This is a genomic window from Acrocarpospora catenulata (assembly GCF_018476525.1).
In the GTDB taxonomy this organism is placed as follows: domain Bacteria; phylum Actinomycetota; class Actinomycetes; order Streptosporangiales; family Streptosporangiaceae; genus Acrocarpospora; species Acrocarpospora catenulata.
Window position 1 is genome coordinate 83746 of record NZ_JAHCST010000026.1, and the last position, 18125, is coordinate 101870.

19 protein-coding genes are annotated in these 18125 nt (G+C 70.2%); 14 read left to right on the forward strand and 5 right to left on the reverse strand.

The genetic code is table 11. The annotated features are described in order from the left end of the window. Positions 1-83 precede the first annotated feature (83 nt). Both KIP79_RS25240 and KIP79_RS25245 read right to left on the reverse strand, forming a co-directional pair. Positions 84-848 carry an ABC transporter permease gene (locus KIP79_RS25240; RefSeq protein ID WP_214107382.1) on the reverse strand — a complete coding sequence of 255 codons (765 nt, stop codon included), beginning with the start codon at positions 846-848 and terminating at the stop codon, positions 84-86. Then, on the reverse strand, positions 845-1753 hold the full coding sequence (locus tag KIP79_RS25245; protein ID WP_214107383.1) for an ABC transporter ATP-binding protein: 909 nt from the start codon (positions 1751-1753) through the stop codon (positions 845-847). The genes KIP79_RS25240 and KIP79_RS25245 overlap by 4 nt, the downstream gene beginning before the upstream one ends. A gap of 149 nt (positions 1754-1902) precedes the next feature. Between KIP79_RS25245 and KIP79_RS25250 the strand changes: the two genes are divergently transcribed. The 10 genes from KIP79_RS25250 to KIP79_RS25295 all read left to right on the forward strand — a co-directional run bounded on the left by KIP79_RS25250 (position 1903) and on the right by KIP79_RS25295 (position 11705). Next, the gene (locus tag KIP79_RS25250) at positions 1903-2685 is read left to right on the forward strand and encodes a VOC family protein (protein ID WP_214107384.1); all 783 of its coding nucleotides are present in this window, start codon (positions 1903-1905) and stop codon (positions 2683-2685) included. Positions 2686-2900: 215 nt separating this feature from the next. After that, a complete protein-coding gene (locus tag KIP79_RS25255; protein WP_250213804.1) occupies positions 2901-3626 on the forward strand; it encodes a helix-turn-helix transcriptional regulator in 726 nt (241 codons plus the stop codon). Between the two features lie 20 nt (positions 3627-3646). After that, positions 3647-5035, forward strand: a complete 1389-nt coding sequence (gene sufB, locus KIP79_RS25260) for a Fe-S cluster assembly protein SufB (protein ID WP_250213805.1) — start codon at positions 3647-3649, stop codon at positions 5033-5035. A 2-nt stretch (positions 5036-5037) separates the two neighbouring features. Continuing rightward, a complete protein-coding gene (gene sufD, locus KIP79_RS25265) occupies positions 5038-6156 on the forward strand; it encodes a Fe-S cluster assembly protein SufD (protein ID WP_214107387.1) in 1119 nt (372 codons plus the stop codon). Next, entirely contained in the window at positions 6153-6470 is a 318-nt protein-coding gene (locus tag KIP79_RS25270; RefSeq protein WP_214107388.1) for a Rieske (2Fe-2S) protein, read from the forward strand. The genes sufD and KIP79_RS25270 overlap by 4 nt, the downstream gene beginning before the upstream one ends. Then, positions 6467-7219, forward strand: coding sequence for a Fe-S cluster assembly ATPase SufC (gene sufC, locus KIP79_RS25275; protein ID WP_214107389.1), 753 nt, complete (start codon positions 6467-6469; stop codon positions 7217-7219). The genes KIP79_RS25270 and sufC overlap by 4 nt, the downstream gene beginning before the upstream one ends. Continuing rightward, positions 7219-8496: a cysteine desulfurase gene (locus KIP79_RS25280; protein WP_214107390.1), complete on the forward strand. Its 1278-nt coding sequence runs from the start codon at positions 7219-7221 to the stop codon at positions 8494-8496. Before sufC ends, KIP79_RS25280 begins: the two co-directional genes overlap by 1 nt. Further along, positions 8493-8927: a Fe-S cluster assembly sulfur transfer protein SufU gene (sufU, locus tag KIP79_RS25285; RefSeq protein WP_214107391.1), complete on the forward strand. Its 435-nt coding sequence runs from the start codon at positions 8493-8495 to the stop codon at positions 8925-8927. Before KIP79_RS25280 ends, sufU begins: the two co-directional genes overlap by 4 nt. Then, complete coding sequence (locus tag KIP79_RS25290; protein ID WP_214107392.1) at positions 8924-9292, forward strand: metal-sulfur cluster assembly factor; 369 nt, start codon at positions 8924-8926, stop codon at positions 9290-9292. Before sufU ends, KIP79_RS25290 begins: the two co-directional genes overlap by 4 nt. Before the next feature lie 415 nt (positions 9293-9707). Continuing rightward, on the forward strand, positions 9708-11705 hold the full coding sequence (locus KIP79_RS25295; protein ID WP_214107411.1) for a DEAD/DEAH box helicase: 1998 nt from the start codon (positions 9708-9710) through the stop codon (positions 11703-11705). A gap of 91 nt (positions 11706-11796) precedes the next feature. Here KIP79_RS25295 and KIP79_RS50455 read toward each other — a convergent pair whose 3' ends face one another. Then, the gene (locus KIP79_RS50455) at positions 11797-12144 is read right to left on the reverse strand and encodes a zinc ribbon domain-containing protein (protein ID WP_504742168.1); all 348 of its coding nucleotides are present in this window, start codon (positions 12142-12144) and stop codon (positions 11797-11799) included. Positions 12145-12188: 44 nt separating this feature from the next. Continuing rightward, complete coding sequence (locus tag KIP79_RS50460) at positions 12189-12494, reverse strand: hypothetical protein (RefSeq protein ID WP_504742169.1); 306 nt, start codon at positions 12492-12494, stop codon at positions 12189-12191. Between the two features lie 398 nt (positions 12495-12892). On the opposite strand from KIP79_RS50460, the gene KIP79_RS47340 reads away from it, so the two are divergent. The 4 genes from KIP79_RS47340 (at position 12893) to KIP79_RS47345 (ending at position 16619) form a co-directional block, all read left to right on the forward strand. Next, positions 12893-14500 carry a cellulose binding domain-containing protein gene (locus KIP79_RS47340; protein ID WP_250213787.1) on the forward strand — a complete coding sequence of 536 codons (1608 nt, stop codon included), beginning with the start codon at positions 12893-12895 and terminating at the stop codon, positions 14498-14500. 164 nt (positions 14501-14664) lie between these two features. After that, positions 14665-14928 (forward strand): phosphoribosyl-ATP diphosphatase, encoded by a 264-nt coding sequence (locus tag KIP79_RS25310; RefSeq protein WP_214107393.1) that lies wholly within the window; start codon positions 14665-14667, stop codon positions 14926-14928. Positions 14929-14993: 65 nt separating this feature from the next. Continuing rightward, the gene (hisG, locus tag KIP79_RS25315; RefSeq protein WP_214107394.1) at positions 14994-15839 is read left to right on the forward strand and encodes an ATP phosphoribosyltransferase; all 846 of its coding nucleotides are present in this window, start codon (positions 14994-14996) and stop codon (positions 15837-15839) included. Positions 15840-15890: 51 nt separating this feature from the next. After that, on the forward strand, positions 15891-16619 hold the full coding sequence (locus KIP79_RS47345; RefSeq protein WP_214107395.1) for a carbonic anhydrase: 729 nt from the start codon (positions 15891-15893) through the stop codon (positions 16617-16619). Here KIP79_RS47345 and KIP79_RS25325 read toward each other — a convergent pair. Further along, positions 16616-17875 carry an EAL domain-containing protein gene (locus KIP79_RS25325; protein ID WP_308169883.1) on the reverse strand — a complete coding sequence of 420 codons (1260 nt, stop codon included), beginning with the start codon at positions 17873-17875 and terminating at the stop codon, positions 16616-16618. The two genes, KIP79_RS47345 and KIP79_RS25325, sit on opposite strands and share 4 nt — an antisense overlap. Between the last annotated feature and the right edge of the window lie 250 nt (positions 17876-18125).

Below are 18125 nucleotides of genomic sequence, written 5' to 3' on the forward strand. Positions count from 1 at the left end.
CAAGCGTCAAGCGTAGAGGTACCTCTCAAAACGGGCGAAAGGGGGCCAAGCCCGCCGATCCGGAGGATCGGCCAATGTCACAGTCACTCCCAGCGGAATGTCCGCGATGCCAGGCCCAGTGCCACCGCCGCCCAGATCGCCAGGACGCAGGCCGGTCCCAGGGGGAAGCCCGACCCCTCCGCCAGCACCGCACGCAGCCCGGTGGTCAGCGCCCCGATCGGCAGCGCCTCCAGCACGGGACGGAAGGCCTCCGGGTAGACCGACAGCGGGAACACCACCCCGCCCAGCCCCAGCAGCACCAGGTAGACCAGGTTGGCCCCCGCCAGGGTGGCCTCCGCCCGTAGCGTGCCCGCCATCAGCAGGCCCAGGCCGCTGAAGGCCGCCGTGCCCAGCAGGAGCAGCAGCAACGCCCAGACCGGGTTGCCGTGCGGGACCCAGCCCAGCACCAGCGCCACCACGCTCAGCACCGCCACCTGGAGGGCCTCCACCGCCAGCACCGCCACGGTCTTGGCCAGCAGCAGCCCGGGACGGGAGAGCGGGGTGGCGCCGAGCCGTTTCAGCACGCCGTACCGGCGTTCGAAGCCGGTGGCGATGGCCTGGCCGGTGAACGCGGTGGACATCACGGCCAGGGCCAGCACCCCGGGGGCCACGAAGTCCACCCGCGCGCCGGGCACGTTGAGCAGCGGCGCCTTGGCGAACCCGACCAGCAGCAGCACTGGGATGATCATGGTGAGCAGCAGCTGTTCGCCGTTGCGCAGGATGGCCCGGATCTCGGCGCCCGCCTGGGCGGCCACCATCCGGGGCAGCGGCGCGGCCCCGGGGGCGGGCCGGAAGTCCAGTGCCGTCATCGCAGTTCCCGCCCGGTCAGTTCGAGGAAGACGTCTTCCAGGGTGCGCCGCTCGATGCTCAGGTCCTCGGTGGTCACGCCCTCGGCCGCGCACCAGGCGGTCACCGTGGCCAGCAGGGACGGATCCACCAGGCCCTCGATGATGTAGTGGCCCGCCGGTGACTCCTTGGCGGCGCTGCCCGGCGGCAGGGCGGCCAGCAGTTCGTCCAGGTTCAGCTGGGGCCGGGCCCGGAAGCGCAGCTGGCGTTCCGCGCCGGTGAGCGTGGCCGGGGCGCCCTCGGCCACCACCCGGCCGTGGTCGATGATCACCACGTGGTCGGCCAGCCGCTCGGCCTCGTCCATGTAGTGGGTGGTCAGCACCACCGAGACCCCCGCCCCCCGCAGCTCGCCCACCAGGTCCCAGCAGGCGTGCCTGGCCTGCGGGTCCAGACCGGCGGTCGGCTCGTCCAGGAAGACCAGCTCCGGCCGCCCGATCACCGCCGCCGCCAGCGACAGCCGCTGCTGCTGCCCCCCGGACAGCCGCCGGTACGGCGTGCGCGCGTGCTCGGCCAACCCCAGCCGGGCCAGCAGCGCGGCCGCCGGCAGCGGATGGGCGTGGAACCGGCCCACCAGCCGCAGCCACTCGCCGGCCCTGATCGCCTGCGGCACCCCGCCGGACTGCGGCATCACGCCGATCCGCGGCCGCAGCGCCGGATCACCCGGATCCAGGCCGAGCACCTGCACCCGGCCCCCGTCCGCGCGCCGGAACCCCTCGCAGACCTCGATGGTGGAGGTCTTCCCCGCGCCGTTGGGGCCCAGGATGGCGGTCACCTCGCCACGCGCGCACCGCAGACTCAGCCCGTCCACGGCCGTGGTCCGCCCGTACCGCTTGACCAGGCCGCTGATCTCGACGGCTGGGGAAATCATGCCTATGAGTCTAGGGAGTCACACGCCCGCCTCCGCCGCTGGCGTCCCCGGTAAACCCTTGCAAGGAATCCCGCAAAGCCATGATTTTTCGGTACTTGGGGCGTGTAACGCTGAATGTGTGCTGTGTCACCGAAAAGGAGGTTTTCGGGATGGCTGAGTTCACGAGTCACCCGGCGGGGTCGCCCTGCTGGGTGGATCTGTCCAGCACCGATGTCGCTTCATCGGTCGACTTCTACAGCCGCCTGTTCGGCTGGCAGGCCGAGTTCGACGACCGCCCGGAGACCGGCGGGTACGGCCAGTTCTACCGGAACGGCAAGTCGGTGGCGGGCATCGGGCCGACCCAGGGCGCGGGCAGGCCGACGACCTGGAACACCTATTTCGCCACCGACGACGCGGGGAAGGTGACCGAGTCGGTCCGTGAGGCCGACGGCACGGTGGTCGCCGAGCCCATGGAGATCATGGGCGAGGGCATCATGGCGGCGTTCCAGGATCCCACCGGCGGCTACTTCGGTGTCTGGCAGCCGGAACGGCACATCGGCGCCCAGCTGGCCAACGAGCCGGGCACCTTCACCTGGTGCGAGCTGGCCACCCGGGACCCGGAGGCCGCCAAGGTCTTCTACGGCCGGGTCTTCGGCTGGGCCGTCGACAGCCAGCTGCTGGCGGGCGGGTCGTACTCGACCTGGCTCTCGGGCGGGCGGCAGGTGGGTGGCATGATGCCGATGAGCGAGCAGTTCCCGCCCGAGATGCCGGCCCACTGGCTGGTCTACTTCGGCACCGCCAACCTGGACATGACCCTCGCCCAGGCCGAGGGGCTCGGCGCGATGGTCAGGTACGGCCCGCGCGCGATCGACGACTTGGGCCGGTTCGCGGTCCTCACCGATCCGCACGGCGCGCTTTTCGCGCTCTGGGAGGCGAAGTCGGACACCCGGTGAACGGGTGAGTGCGGCCGGGACGGGGCGACCGTCCTGGCTGCCCGCTGTCCGGCGTTTGCCCAGGTTAGGTAAGGCTTGCCTGCGTGACAAATTACATTCTTCGCGTATCGGGCTTCCGTTTGTGGAGCGGGAAGGAATTACGGCACACTGATGTTGTGAAAAACGTGACCGGGAGGGTGAGCACCGACGAGACCGCGGCGACGCGGCTCGCCGGCCTGCCCGCCCTGGCGCCGGCCGAGCGCGGCACCCGCGCCCGGGTGGCGCGGCTCATCCTGGAGCACGGCCCGGTCACCGCCGCCGCCCTCGGCGAGCGGCTCGGGCTCACCCCCGCCGCCGTCCGCCGTCATCTGGACGCGCTCCTGGCCGAGGGCATGATCGAGCCGCGGACCGCGCGACAGCGGGGGCAGCGCGGTCGCGGCCGTCCGGCGAAGCTGTTCGGCATCACCGATGCCGGGCGCAGCGCGTTCGAGCACGCCTACGATGACCTGGCAGGCAGCGCGCTCCGCTTCCTGCGCGAGCACCTCGGCGACGTGGCCGTCGGCGAGTTCGCCCGCGCCCAGGTCGCCGCACTGGTCACCCGGCTGGCCCGGGTGGTCCGTGAGGCGCCCGTCGAACAGCGGGTCCGGGTGCTGGCCGAGGCGCTGTCCGCCGAAGGATACGCCGCCTCGGCCAGCCGGACCGGCCAGGGTGGCGAGCAGCTCTGCCAGCACCACTGCCCGGTGGCCCACGTGGCCGCCGAGTTCCCGCAGCTGTGCGAGGCCGAGACCGAGGCGTTCGGGCAGCTGCTCGGCGTGCCGGTGCAGCGCCTGGCCACCATCGCGCACGGCGACGGCATCTGCACCACGCACGTGAGCCCGCATCCGCCGGCCCGCCTGCCACGAAACGAAAACAGCCCAGACACAGGGACCCCAGATACAGAGAGCAAGGAGTTCGGAAGGTGACTGTCACCGACCGCCCGGAGCTGGAAGGCCTCGGGAACTACAAGTTCGGCTGGTCCGACACGGACGTCGCCGGAGCCTCGGCCCGCCGTGGCCTCTCCGAGGAGGTCGTCCGCGACATCTCCGCGCTCAAGAACGAGCCGGAATGGATGCTCGACCTCCGGCTCAAGGGCCTGCGGCTGTTCTCCAGGAAGCCACTGCCCACCTGGGGTTCCGACCTGACCGGCATCGACTTCGACAACATCAAGTACTTCGTGCGCTCCACCGAGAAGCAGGCCGCTTCCTGGGACGAGCTGCCGCCGGACATCAAGAACACCTACGACAAGCTCGGCATCCCCGAGGCGGAGAAGCAGCGCCTCATCGCCGGCGTCGCCGCGCAGTACGAGTCGGAGGTCGTCTACCACAAGATCCGTGAGGACCTTGAGGAGAAGGGCGTCATCTTCGTCGACACCGACACCGGCCTGCGCGAGCACGAGGAGCTCTTCAAGGAGTACTTCGGCACGGTCATCCCGGTCGGCGACAACAAGTTCGCCGCGCTCAACACCGCGACCTGGTCCGGCGGCTCCTTCATCTACGTGCCGCCGAACGTCAACGTGGAGATCCCGCTCCAGGCCTACTTCCGGATCAACACCGAGAACATGGGCCAGTTCGAGCGCACCCTGATCATCGTGGACGAGAACTCCTACGTGCACTACGTGGAGGGCTGCACCGCCCCGATCTACTCCTCCGACTCGCTGCACTCGGCGGTCGTGGAGATCATCGTGAAGAAGGGCGCCCGCTGCCGGTACACGACCATCCAGAACTGGTCCAACAACGTCTACAACCTGGTCACCAAGCGCGCCGTGGCGTACGAGGGCGCGACCATGGAGTGGATCGACGGCAACATCGGCTCCAAGGTCACCATGAAGTACCCGGCCGTCTACCTGATGGGCGAGCACGCCAAGGGTGAGACCCTCTCGGTGGCCTTCGCCGGCGAGGGCCAGCACCAGGACGCCGGGGCCAAGATGGTGCACCTGGCTCCCAACACCTCCTCCACCATCGTGTCCAAGTCCGTCGCGCGCGGCGGCGGGCGCACCTCGTACCGGGGTCTGGTGCAGATCGAGGAGGGCGCGGCCGGGTCGGCCTCCACGGTCAAGTGCGACGCCCTGCTGGTCGACCAGATCAGCCGCTCCGACACCTATCCGTACGTGGACGTCCGCGAGGACGACGTCTCCATGGGCCACGAGGCCACCGTCTCCAAGGTCTCCGAGGACCAGCTCTTCTACCTGATGAGCCGGGGCCTCAACGAGGACGAGGCGATGGCCATGATCGTCCGCGGCTTCGTCGAGCCGATCGCCCGCGAGCTTCCCATGGAGTACGCGCTGGAGCTCAACCGGCTCATCGAGCTGCAGATGGAAGGAGCGGTGGGCTAACGATGGGTCTGGAGACCAAGCCTCTCGTCACGCTGCACGAAAACGCCTCGTTCGACCTGGCGGACTTCCCGGTCCCCACCGGTCGCGAGGAAGTGTGGCGGTTCACCCCGCTCTCCCGGCTGAAGGGCCTGCACGACGGCTCGGCCGCCGCCGACGGCGTGGACAAGGTGGAGCTGTCCCTGCCCGAGGGCGTCGGGTCCGAGCTGGTCGGGCGGGACGACCCCCGGGTGGGCAAGGCCGGCAAGCCCGCCGACCGGGTGGCCGCCCAGGCGTACGCCTCCTTCGAGAAGGCGACCGTGATCACGGTGCCCCGCGAGGCGGTGCTCGCCGAGCCGATCCGCGTCGACGTGCACGGCCAGGGCGGCACGCTCTACACCCACCTGGTGGTGGAGGTCGGCCCGCTGGCCGAGGCGGTCGTCGTGATCACCAACACCGGCACCGGGGTCCGGGCGGGGAACGTGGAGTTCCTGGTCGGCGACGGCGCGAAGGTCACCGTCGTGTCCGTGCAGGAGGGTGAGCGGGACGCGGTGCACGTGGCCCAGCACACCGCGCTGCTCGGCCGGGACGCCGCCTTCAAGTCGGTGCTGGTCACCCTCGGCGGCGACCTGGTGCGCATCTCGCCCCGGGTCGGCTACACCGGCCCCGGCGGCGACGCCGAGCTGGTCGGCCTCTACTTCGCCGACGCCGGGCAGCACCTGGAGCACCGGCTCCTGGTGGACCACAGCGTGCCCAACTGCCGCAGCGACGTGATCTACAAGGGCGGCCTGCAGGGCGACGACGCGCACGCGGTCTGGATCGGCGACGTGATCATCCGGCCCGAGGCCGTGGGCACCGACACCTACGAGCTCAACCGGAACCTGCTGCTCACCGACGGCGCCCGCGCCGACTCGGTGCCCAACCTGGAGATCCTCACCGGCGAGATCGTCGGCGCGGGGCACGCCTCCGCGTCCGGCCGGCTGGACGACGAGCACCTGTTCTACCTGCAGGCCAGGGGCATCCCGGAGATCGAGGCCAGGCGGCTGGTGGTGCACGGCTTCTTCAACGAGCTGATCCAGCGCATCGAGGTCCCCGAGGTCCAGGAGAAGGTGCTCGCGGCGGTGGAGGCGGAGCTCTCCCGATGACGTACGAGAAGGTCTGCCGGCTCAGTGACATCCCCGACGAGGGTGTCATCCCGGTCGAGGTGGACGGCGTCCCGGTCGCGGTGGTCCGCGCCGGGGAGCAGGTGTACGCGCTGCACGACGTGTGCTCGCACGCCGAGGTCCGGCTCAGCGAGGGCGAGGTGTACGACGGCACCCTGGAGTGCTGGCTGCACGGCTCCTGCTTCGACGTGGCCACCGGCAAGCCCACCGGCCCGCCCGCCACCAAACCCGTCCCCACCTACCAAGTCAAGATCGACGGCGATGACGTGTACGTCTCGCTCTCGAAGGAGTCATGACCGTGTCCACGCTTGAGATTCACGACCTGCACGTCTCCGTCGGCGACAAGGAGATCCTCAAGGGGGTCGACCTGACCGTCAGCTCCGGCCAGACGCACGCCATCATGGGCCCCAACGGCTCCGGCAAGTCCACCCTCGCGTACGCGATCGCGGGCCACCCGAAGTACACGATCACCTCCGGCCGGGTGCTGCTGGACGGTGAGGACCTGCTGGACATGTCGGTGGACGAGCGGGCGCGGGCCGGGCTCTTCCTGGCCATGCAGTACCCGGTCGAGGTGCCCGGGGTGTCGGTCTCCAACTTCCTGCGCAGCGCGGTCACCGCCGTCCGCGGCGAGGCGCCCAAGCTGCGGGAGTTCGCCAAGGACCTGAAGAACGGCATGGACGCGCTGCACATCGACCCCGCCTTCGCCACCCGCAACACCAACGAGGGCTTCTCCGGCGGTGAGAAGAAGCGGCACGAGATCCTCCAGCTGGAGCTGCTCAAGCCGAAGATCGCGGTGCTCGACGAGACCGACTCCGGCCTGGACGTGGACGCGCTGCGGGTGGTCTCCGAGGGCATCAACCGCTTCCGCGCCTCCGGCGACACCGGCGTGCTGCTGATCACCCACTACACCCGCATCCTGCGGTACGTGACCCCCGACTTCGTGCACGTCTTCGCGGGCGGCCGGATCGTCGAGGAGGGCGGCCCCGAGCTGGCCGAGCGCCTGGAGGCCGAGGGGTACGAGGCTTACACGAAGGCCGCGCTGTAATGGTCCAGGAATCGTTCGACGTGGAGAGGATCAGGAAGGACTTCCCGGTTCTCTCCCGCGAGCTGCCCGGCGGCCGTCCGCTGGTCTACCTGGACTCCGGCAACTCCTCGCAGAAGCCGGTCCAGGTCATCGACGCGATGCGGGACCACCTGTCGCTGCACTACAGCAACGTCGGGCGGGCGCACCACGCGCTGGGGGCGGAGTCCACCGAGGCGTACGAGGCGGCCAGGGACAAGGTGGCCGCCTTCGTCGGCGCCCCGGCCCGCGAGGAGATCATCTTCACCAAGAACGCCTCCGAGGCGATCAACCTCGTCGCGTACGCCTTCGGCAACCCGCTGAACACCGACCCGCGGTTCCGGGTGGGGCCCGGCGACGAGATCGTCGTCACCGAGATGGAGCACCACTCCAACATCGTGCCCTGGCAGTTCGCCACCCAGCGGACCGGCGCCACCCTGCGCTGGTTCGGGGTCACCGACGAGGGCCGGCTGAACCTGGACGACCTGGACGAGCTGATCAACGAGCGGACGAAGATCGTCGCCGTGGCGCACCAGTCCAACGTGCTCGGCACGGTCAACCCGATCGCCGCCATCGTGGCCAGGGCCCGCCAGGTGGGCGCGCTGGTGCTGGTGGACGCCTCCCAGTCGGTGCCGCACAAGCCGGTGAACGTGGCCGAGCTGGGCGCGGACTTCGTCGCCTTCACCGGGCACAAGATGGTCGGCCCGTCCGGCATCGGGGTGCTCTGGGGGCGCGCCGAGCTGCTGGACGCGATGCCGCCGTTCCTCGGCGGCGGCGAGATGATCGAGGCGGTCTGGATGGACCACTCGACCTTCGCCCCGATCCCGCACAAGTTCGAGGCCGGCACCCCACCCATTGTGGAGGCGGTCGGGCTCGCCGCGGCCGTGGACTACCTGACCGAGGTCGGCATGCCGGCCATCCAGGACTGGGAACACCACCTCACCGGGTACGCGCTGGCGGCGCTGAGCGAGATCCCCGAGCTGCGGCTGATCGGCCCGCGCGACCTCGACTCGCGCGGCGGCACGATCTCCTTCACCCTCCGCAACCGGGCGGGCGACCCGATCCACCCGCACGACGTGGGCCAGATCCTGGACGACGTGTTCGGCGTGGCGGTCCGGGTCGGGCACCACTGCGCCCGGCCGCTGCACCTGCGGTTCGGCATCCCCGCCACGACCAGGGCCTCGCTGTACCTTTACAACACCACCGACGAGCTCGACGCCCTGGTTCGCGGGCTTCACCACGTGCAGAAAGTGTTCGGATGATCGCGGAATCGATGTACCAGGAGCTGATCCTGGAGCATTACAAGCACCCGCAGGGCCGGGGGCTGCGGGAGCCGTACGACGCCGAGGTCCACCACGTGAACCCGACCTGCGGGGATGAGATCACGATGCGGGTCAAGGTGGACGACGGCAAGGTGGCCGACGTCTCCTACGACGGGCAGGGCTGCTCGATCAGCCAGGCCGCCGCCTCGGTGCTGCACGAGCTGGCCGCCGGGACGACCGTCGAGGAGTCGCTGGCGGTGGTGGACGAGTTCACCCGGCTGCTCCAGGGCCGGGGTCAGGTCGAGCCGGACGAGGACGTGCTGGGCGACGCCGTGGCCTTCGCCGGGGTGGCCAAGTTCCCGGCCCGGGTGAAGTGCGCGCTGCTGGCCTGGATGGCATACAAGGACGCTGTGGTGAGGAGTACCCGATGAGCAAGCCCACCGAGACCCCGACGGTCGGGTCCTACGATGGCGACATCTCCACCGACGACGTGATGGAGGCGCTGAAGGACGTGGTCGACCCCGAGCTCGGGATCAACGTCGTCGACCTCGGCCTCATCTACGGCCTCAACCTCGACCCGGCGGGGGAGGGGGAACGGCCGATCGCCACCATCGACATGACGCTGACCAGCGCCGCCTGCCCGCTCACCGACGTGATCGAGGAGCAGGCCAACTCAGCCCTGGCGGACATGGTCTCCAACGTGGTCATCAACTGGGTCTGGCTGCCGCCGTGGGGCCCTGACAAGATCACCGACGAGGGGCGGGACCAGCTGCGCATGCTGGGCTTCAACGTCTAGCCAACCTCTGGCGACGCCTCCCGTTTTCGTATCACGGGGAAAGTCAGGGTAAGATACCCGAGAAGTGGCTCCGGCTCGCCCGCAAGGCGCTGGAGCCGGTCCCCCTCGGTTCAGTGACCATCGGGTTCAGTGACATCGGGTGACCACACGCCGCGACTGTGAACCGCGGCACCTGCACACTGCTGAACGCGTCAGCGCCACGTTGAGGTGGCCGTGACGCCGCCGGGGGACTGTGATCCCCGGGCTCAGGGGCGGTGCGCAGCACCGGCCTCGTACCGGCACCTGGAAGGGGTGCCCGATCCGGCACGGCAGAGCGCCGCCCGGACCTGCCTCGGCTCGTCCTTACGCAGAAGTGACGCGCCCCCACGCCTGTGCTCCGGCACGTCATTTCCACGAAAGGCACGACCTCGTGACCATGCTCGACCCCGCCATGCCCGCCGCCGACAGCGCCGCTGAGACCGTTTCGGAGTTCGCCCAACTCGGGCTGCCCCGGCCGCTGGTCGCCGCGCTCGCGCGGGCCGGCATCACCACCCCGTTCCCCATCCAGAGCGCCGCCATCCCCGACATCCTGGCCGGTAAGGACGTGCTCGGCCGGGGCCAGACCGGCTCCGGCAAGACCCTCGCCTTCGGCCTGCCGATGATGACCCGGATCGCGGGGGAGAAGGCCAGGCCGCACCGCCCCCGGGCGATCATCCTGGTGCCCACCCGTGAGCTGGCCCTCCAGGTCGCGGACGCGCTGGAGCCGCTCGGGCGCGGCCTCAACATCCGCATGAAGACCGTCGTCGGCGGCATGTCGATGGGCAAGCAGATCGAGGCGCTCCGGCGCGGCGTGGAGGTCGTGGTGGCCACCCCCGGGCGGCTCACCGACCTCATGGAGCAGGAGGAGTGCTCCCTGGAGGACGTCCAGGTGAGCGTGCTCGACGAGGCCGACCATATGTGTGACCTGGGCTTCTTCCCGGTGGTCAGCGCCATCCTGGAGCAGACCCCGGCCGACGGCCAGCGGCTGCTCTTCTCGGCCACCCTGGACCGCGACGTGGACCAGCTGGTGAAGCGGTTCCTGACCGACCCGATCACCCACTCGCTCGCCCCGGCCACCTCGCCGGTGGAGCTGATGGAGCACCACCTGGTCCAGGTGAGCTTCCACGACAAGCCCACGGTGACCGCCGAGATCGCCGCCCGCGAGGGCCGCACCATCATCTTCGTCCGCACCCAGCACGGGGTGGACCGGGTGGTCAAGCAGCTGGCCAGGGTCGGCGTGAAGGCCGGCGGCCTGCACGGCGGCAAGCGCCAGAACCAGCGCACCCGCATCCTCGGCGAGTTCCGCGAGGGCAACGTGATGGTCCTGGTCTGCACGGACGTCGCCGCCCGCGGCATCCACGTGGACGACGTGAGCCTGGTGCTGCACGTGGATCCCCCGGCCGACCACAAGAGCTACCTGCACCGCGGCGGCCGTACGGCCAGGGCCGGGGAGCGGGGCTCGGTGCTGACCCTGGTGATGCCGAACGAGCGGCGCTCCACCGACTCGATGGCCAGGCGGGCGGGCGTCAACCCGTCCCGGCACAAGGTGACCCCCGGGGACCCGGTGCTGGCCGAGATCGCCGGGGCGCGGCAGCCCTCCGGCGAGGCCATCCCGGTCTGGGAGCCGGACATCCGCAAGCCGCTGCGCCCCAAGCGCGACGACCGCGGCCCGCGCGACGGCGACCGCCGTCCCCGCCGCTTCCGGGGCGACCGCGACCAGCGTGACGACTTCCGCGCCTCCGGCGAGGAGGGCGCCGAGTTCGCCAGGGACGAGCGCCGCTCGTTCGAGCACGGGGACTTCCGGCGGCGGGAGCAGGGCGGCAGCGTCCGGGAGATCCGCGGGCGCTACCGCGACGACCGGGGGCCGCGCACGTTCGGCGACGACCGGCCGCGTGAGCGCTCCTACGGCCGCGACGACCGCCGCCGCTACGACAACGACCGGCCTAACAGCGACCGGCCGTACAGCGACAGGCCTAACAACGACCGGCCCGCCCACGACCGGCCGTACAACGAGCGCTCGCGCGGCGACCGCCCGTACGCCGACCGTCCGTACGGTGACCGGCCCGCGCGGGGCGACCGCCCCTACGGCGGCGACCGGCCGTACAACCGGGAGCGTTCTTTCGGGGACCGCGACGGCGGGCGGCGGTTCGAGGACCGGGGCGGCTACCGGGGTGACCGGGACAACCGCGGCTCCTACCAGGGCGACCGTCCCCGTACCGAGTCCCGGGGCTCGTGGAACGGTGAGGGCCGTTCGGAGTCGCGCGGCTCGTGGAACGGTGGCGGGCGCTCCTCCGACCAGCGCGGTGGCGGTTACCGCTCCTCGCGCACCGGCGGGGGCTACCGGCAGAACGACCGCCCCGGCGGCGGGCACCGGGGCAGCCGCCACGGCTCCTGATCAGCCTTTCACCCCGCTCAGCACAATGCCACGGGTGAATTGACGCGCTCCCCGGGCTTAAGCCCGGGGACTCCGCCTGCGCCGCACATGCTCACGCGGCGGCGCTTCGGTGGCTTCCTGCTTCACCGACCGTGCCCTTCTTCCCGCGCCGGGGCGCGGGGGTTGGGGTCTTACCGGTCTCCACAGGCGTTTTAGGTCTCTGCTTCCCGCCCGTTTCAGGCGCGGGTTTCCGTCCAGCGGTGACCTGCCGCCTCCCGGCGGCCAAGATGTTGAGCGCGGCGTTGACGTCGCGGTCGTGGACGGCGCCGCAGGCGCATACCCAGCCGCCGACGTTGAGCGGTAAACGCCGTCCAGCCCGCGTCGTGCACGCTCTTGGCCAGCCGGGTGTGCGCCAGTCCCTTGACCGCCAGGTCCTCCACCGCCACCGTTTGGTTCTCACGGATGATCGTTGTGGAGAGCTGGTGGTGGAACTCGCGGCGCGCGTCAGCGATCCTGGCGTGCTGGCGAGAATCTGCCTGCCGCGTCCTTGACCACGGTCACGCTGGACGGTTCGGCGGGCAGGTTCCGCGACCACCGCACGGGGACGTCACCGATCTTCGGCAGGCGCAGCTTCCCGCCCGCGGTGATGGCGAAGCGGGCATTGCGGGTGAAGCGGATCGTCTGCCGGTTGTCCCTCTTGGACCGGAACGTCGGTGGGGCGATCTTCGGCCCTTTCCGCTTCCCGGACAGGGAGGCGAAGAAGTTGCGGTAGGCGGTGTTCAGATCAGCGAGCGCCTGCTGTAACACCACGGCGTTGCCTTGTCGTACATGCCCATTTGGTCTTGTTTCGGCATCCGGTATTCACCGGTGCCCACCTGGAACGTATGGAGCAGATCATGCGGGAGGTGTGCGCGGACTTCGGACCGGACTGCGCAGAAATTTCGGGGATTGACCGAGATTTAGCACTGAACCGGATCAGCGGCAAGAGCGGGTTATCCGCGTTATCTGGGCTGTAGAGCGGCTTCTATTTATGTGCACCGGTCCACGGCAATGAACGTTTCATTGCTGAGCGTGTGGTTTTCGTGCGTTGTCCCAGTTGGCTGTTGGCCGGTTTGATCGGGGGCTTGCGGCTTAACCGGTCCATATCTTCACTTGAGGCGACCCCGGGTCAGGCGGAGTCCCCGATCAGATCTCCCACGGAGGAGCGCATGCACGCCCATCTCCTACTCCGCCGCGTCCTGGCCCTGGTGCTGGTCGCCGCCGGGGTGCTCGTTGTCCGCGGCGCCCCGGCGCAGGCCGTCCCCGCGGGGTTCGCCTACCGTTGCGGCATCCACTTCTGCCTGGACGGCAAGAACTTCTACTTCGCCGGCGCCAACACCTACGACGTGTTCACCTTCGGCGGCAGCTACGGCGACACCGAGACGCAGTACATGGACAAGGCCAAGATCGACCAGCACTTCGCCGACCTGCAGGCCGACAAGGTCAGCGTGCTCCGCCTGTGGATGTTCAGCCACGAGGACTGGCACGGCTTCGAGAAGACCAAGGGCGTCTACAACGACCAGCAGTTCGCCCTCTTCGACTACGTCATCCAGTCGGCCAAGTCGCACGGCATCAAGCTGATCCCGGTGTTCGAGAACTACTGGGAGGCGTACGGCGGCATCGACACCCGCCTCCAGTGGGAGGGGCTGAGCGGTGGCCATCCCGGGCGCGCCAAGTTCTTCAACAAGACCCAGTGCCCCGGGTGCTTCACCCAGTACAAGAACTACGTCTCGTACGTGCTGAACCGCACCAACCACTACAGCGGGATCAAGTACAAGGACGAACCGGCCATCTTCGCCTGGGAGCTGATGAACGAGCCGCGATACCAGGACGTCAGCGCCGCCGAGAACACCAGCGGAGCCACCCTGCGCGCCTGGGTGGACGAGATGGGCGCGCACGTCAAGAGCATCGACCCCAACCACATGCTCGGCACCGGCCTGGAGGGCCACGAGTCCCGGTACGGCTTCGGCGGCGACGAGGGCAACCCGTTCGTGTACATCCACCAGTCGCCGTACATCGACTACACCTCGGCGCACCCCTACCCGCAGGCGGGGTGGGCGAACCTGACCCTGGAGCAGACCAAGACGCTCATCGGGCGCTGGATCTCCGACTCCCACAACCTGGTGGGCAAGCCGTTCTTCATGGGCGAGTGGAACACCGACATCTCCGGCACACGCAACCAGTGGTGGACCGAGATCTACAACTACTTCGCGGCCCAGGACGGCGACGGCTCCGCCTTCTGGTGGTACCCGCACCGCTCCGCGGGCGGCGACCAGCACGCGGTCAAGTTCGGCGACCCCGCCCTGGCCATCTTCCGCGCCCACTCCACGGCGATGGCCGCCAAGAACGGCACCAACCCCTCGCCGTCCCCCTCGCCCAGCCCGTCACCGTCCCCGTCGCCCAGCCCCTCACCCAGTCCGTCCCCGTCCCCTTCCCCGTCGCCATCTCCCAGCCCTTCGCCCTCCACCGGCAAGGCCTGTACGGCCACCTACGCCATCACCAACCAGTGGCCCGGCGGCTTCGGCGTCACGGTGACCGTCAAGAACTCCGGCACCGTCGGCATCACGGGCTGGACCGTCAAGTGGACCTTCGCCAACGGCCAGGCCGTCACCCAGCTCTGGAGCGGCACCCTGTCGACCTCCGGCTCCGCGGTCACCGTCGGCAACGTGTCCTACAACGGAACCCTCGGCACCAACGCCACCACCACCTTCGGCTTCAACGGAAGCTGGAGCGGCACCAACAACGTCCCGTCCCCCGTGACCTGCACGGCGGTGTGACACACCGGTAGACACGCCTCCCCATCGGTTCGATGGGGAGGCGTTCGCCTTGCGGGCACCGGTCCGGGGTCCAGGACGCGCGTCTCGGGACGTGGACCTGCACCGGAGAAGGGGGAGGTGGCCGCTAGTGTTGGGAGCAGTGTCTTCGAGCGCGAGAGTGATCAATGACGACCTTCGATGAGCTGTATTCGCTGTTGGCGGAGCGTGCCCGGGTCCGGCCGGAAGGGTCGGGAACGGTGGCCGCGTTGGACGCGGGAGTGCACGCCATCGGGAAGAAGATCGTGGAGGAGGCCGCCGAGGTCTGGATGGCCGCCGAGTACGAGTCGGCGGACCGGGCCGCGGAGGAGATCTCGCAGCTGCTCTACCACCTCCAGGTGCTGATGCTGGCGCGGGGGATCGACCTGGACCAGGTCTACAAGCATCTGTAGGGGCTCGCCGACCGAGCCCCGACTTGTAGCCCTTGACCAGATCCGAACCTGTGGTGGAGTGATCAATGTTTCGCCTAGCCGTACCGAACAAGGGCGCCCTCACCGAGGCCGCCCAGACGATCCTGAAAGAAGCCGGGTACCGCCAGCGCAAGGACACCAAGGAGTTGGTGGTCGTCGACCCCGAGAACTCCTGTGAGCTGTTCTTCCTGCGTCCCCGGGACATCGCCGTGTACGTGGGGGAGGGCACCCTGGACGCCGGTATCACCGGCCGGGACATGCTCTTCGACTCCGGGGCCCCGGCCGAGGAGGTGGTGCCGCTCGGCTTCGGGCGCTCCACGTTCCGGTTCGCCGCGCTCCCCGGCGCCTTCAGCAGCGTGCAGGACCTGACCGGCAAGCGCATCGCCACCTCCTACGCCGGGCTCCTCGGCAAGTACCTGGCCGAGGAGGGCGTGGACGCGCGGGTGATCAAGCTGGACGGCGCGGTGGAGACCGCCATCCGGCTGGGCGTGGCCGACGCCGTGGCCGACGTGGTGGAGACCGGCACCACCCTGCGCAACGTCGGCCTGGAGGTCTTCGGCGAGCCCATCGCCCGCTCCGAGGCCATCCTCATCAAGCAGGCCGGCGCCGCCGAGAACAGCGGTTTCCAGCAGTTCGTCCGCCGCCTCCAGGGCGTCCTGGTGGCCCGCGACTACGTGATGATGGACTACGACATCCGCGCCGAGCGCATCGAGGAGGCGATCGCCCTCACGCCCGGCATGGAGGGTCCCACCGTCTCCCCGCTGCACCGCGAGGGCTGGGTCGCGGTCCGCGCCATGGTGCCCCGGCGCGGCCACCAGTCGGTGATGGACCAGCTCTGGGAGCTCGGCGCCAAGGCCATCCTGGTCACCGACATCTACGCCTGCCGCCTCTGAAGTAGGCGACCCGGGTAGACAACATCACGGGAAGAGCCCAGTATCGTCACTGTGCGTGACGATACTGGGCTGACCCGCCGTCGCATCCTGTCCGCCGTCGCGATGCTGACCGGCGGCTTCCTGGCCGGCGCCGCCCTGGTGGGCGAGGCGGCGGTCGAGGCGGGCCACCGGCCCGACCTCCTCCCGACCACCCCTGACGAGGCCTGGCGGCTGCTCATGGCCGGGAACGACCGCTGGGCCTCCGGCCGCTCCCGCCACCCCCACCAGGACCTGGCCCGCCGCGTCGAGGTGTCGGCCGGCCAGTCGCCGTACGCGGTGGTGGTCTCGTGCATCGACTCCCGGGTCCCACCCGAGATGATCTTCGACACCGGGATCGGCGACGTCCTGGCCGTCCGGACCGCCGCCCACACCGTGGACCCCCTGGTCACCGCCGCCATCGAGTACGGCCCGGCGGACCTGCGGGCCTCCCTGGTCGTGGTCCTGGGCCACCAGTACTGCGGCGCGGTGACGGCGGCGGCCGAGGCGCTCGCCAGCCACAGACCCCTCCCGCACGGCCTGCGGCCCATCGAGACCGCGCTCCGCCCCGCCTACCAGCGATCAAGCACCGGCGGCCTCACCGGACCCCTGCTGATCGAGAGCATGATCCACGATCACACCACGACGGTGGCCGACGCCCTGTGCCACGACCCGCTGCTGGCGCCCCGGGCCCGCTCGGGCGGGTTGCAGGTGGTCGGCGCGTACTACTCCCTGGAGTCCGGCCGGGTCACCAGGCTGGTCTAGGCCCTGGTGGCCGGGGTGTTGGCGACGTGGCGGATGAGGTCGCTGACGTGGACGATGCCGAGGCAGCGGCCGACCTCGTCGACGACCACCAGGTCGTCGTAGACGCGGTCGGCGTCCTGCCCGGCCAGTTGCATGGCGGCGATGGCCGGGGTGGTCTTGGGGACCAGACGGGCGGTGTCGGCGAGGCGGTGGGCGGGCTTCTTGGCGTGCAGGGCGTGGCCGTAGGCGCCGGCCATGAAGAGCAGGAAACGGCTGCGGTCGATCATGCTCTGCGGGCGCTGGTAGTCGTCGACCAGGATGACGCTGGAGACCGAGGCCTCGGTGCCGAAGGCGGCGACCACGTCCTCGGCCTGGGCGGTCATCGGGAGGGTCAGGGCGGGGAGCAGGAACTCCGAGACCCGGGGACCGAGCAGGGCGGCCATCGGGGTGGCCTCGGGGATGGGGACCGGGACGTGCACGCGGCCGTGCGCGGGCGTCCAGTCCGGCGGGGCCAGCAGCGGGCCCTGGGCCAGGCGGATGCCCCAGCCGCGGATGGCGGCCAGCTGGGCCTCGTCGCGGACGGCCGGGGCCAGCACGTGCGCGCCCACGCCCTTGGCCATGCCGACCAGGGCCTCGGCCAGGGCGGCGCGGCGGGGGTCGCGCGGGATGCGGTCCATCAGCTCGCCGGCGATCACGATCACGTACGGCGGGGCGTCGGCGAGCAGGTCGAGCGGCAGGTGGCGGGCGCCGAGCCCGCCGTAGGCGATCAGGTAGCCGGCCGCGCGCAGGCCGTCCAGACCGGCCAGCAGCGCGCCGCGCTCCTCGGCGGCCAGGTTGCCCTCCAGCACCAGGATGACCTCGCGGGGGCGCCGCCCGCCCACCCGCAGGGCCTCGTGCACCGGGGCCAGACCGGCCGTGCCCGCGACCACGGCGCCCAGCGGGATGGACAGCACCAGCGGCAGCCGGGCCTCCTGCTCGGTGGCCGCGCGGATGGCGTTGACGGTGGCGGACACGTCGGCCGCGCCCGCGCCCAGCCGTCCGTCGGCGGTGACGTGGACCGCGATCACGCCGCCGGAGTCCAGGTCCACGACAGGGGTGAAGGCGGCGGCGGGGCCGTCCGGGGTCGCGGGCAGCGTGCTGTCGGGCGCCCCGGTGGCCGCCGGTGGGGCGGACCAGGCCGGGACGTACCCCGAGACGGTGAACGGCCCGGAGGGCGAATGTTCCGCGATGGGCGGTTCGGTCGCGACCGGCGCTGAAAGCGGTGAGGGAACCGACACGCTTTGCATTCTGGTCGGCTGACCGACCAGAAGCCTGAACGGTGAACCGAAGTTCACCGACATTTCCTCATTTGTTGCGACGAGAAGCCCCAGATCGGACATCGCCTAAAGCAGCGACGTTAACCTGGATCTTTCGTGATCTTCCCGTGGTCGGTTGAATGGTCCGGCTGAGCGTTGATTGCGTGATCGGGTCAGTGTTGTGGCCCGGCTGTCGTGCCGGGTTGACGGGGATCCACGGGCCCGCGGTTGT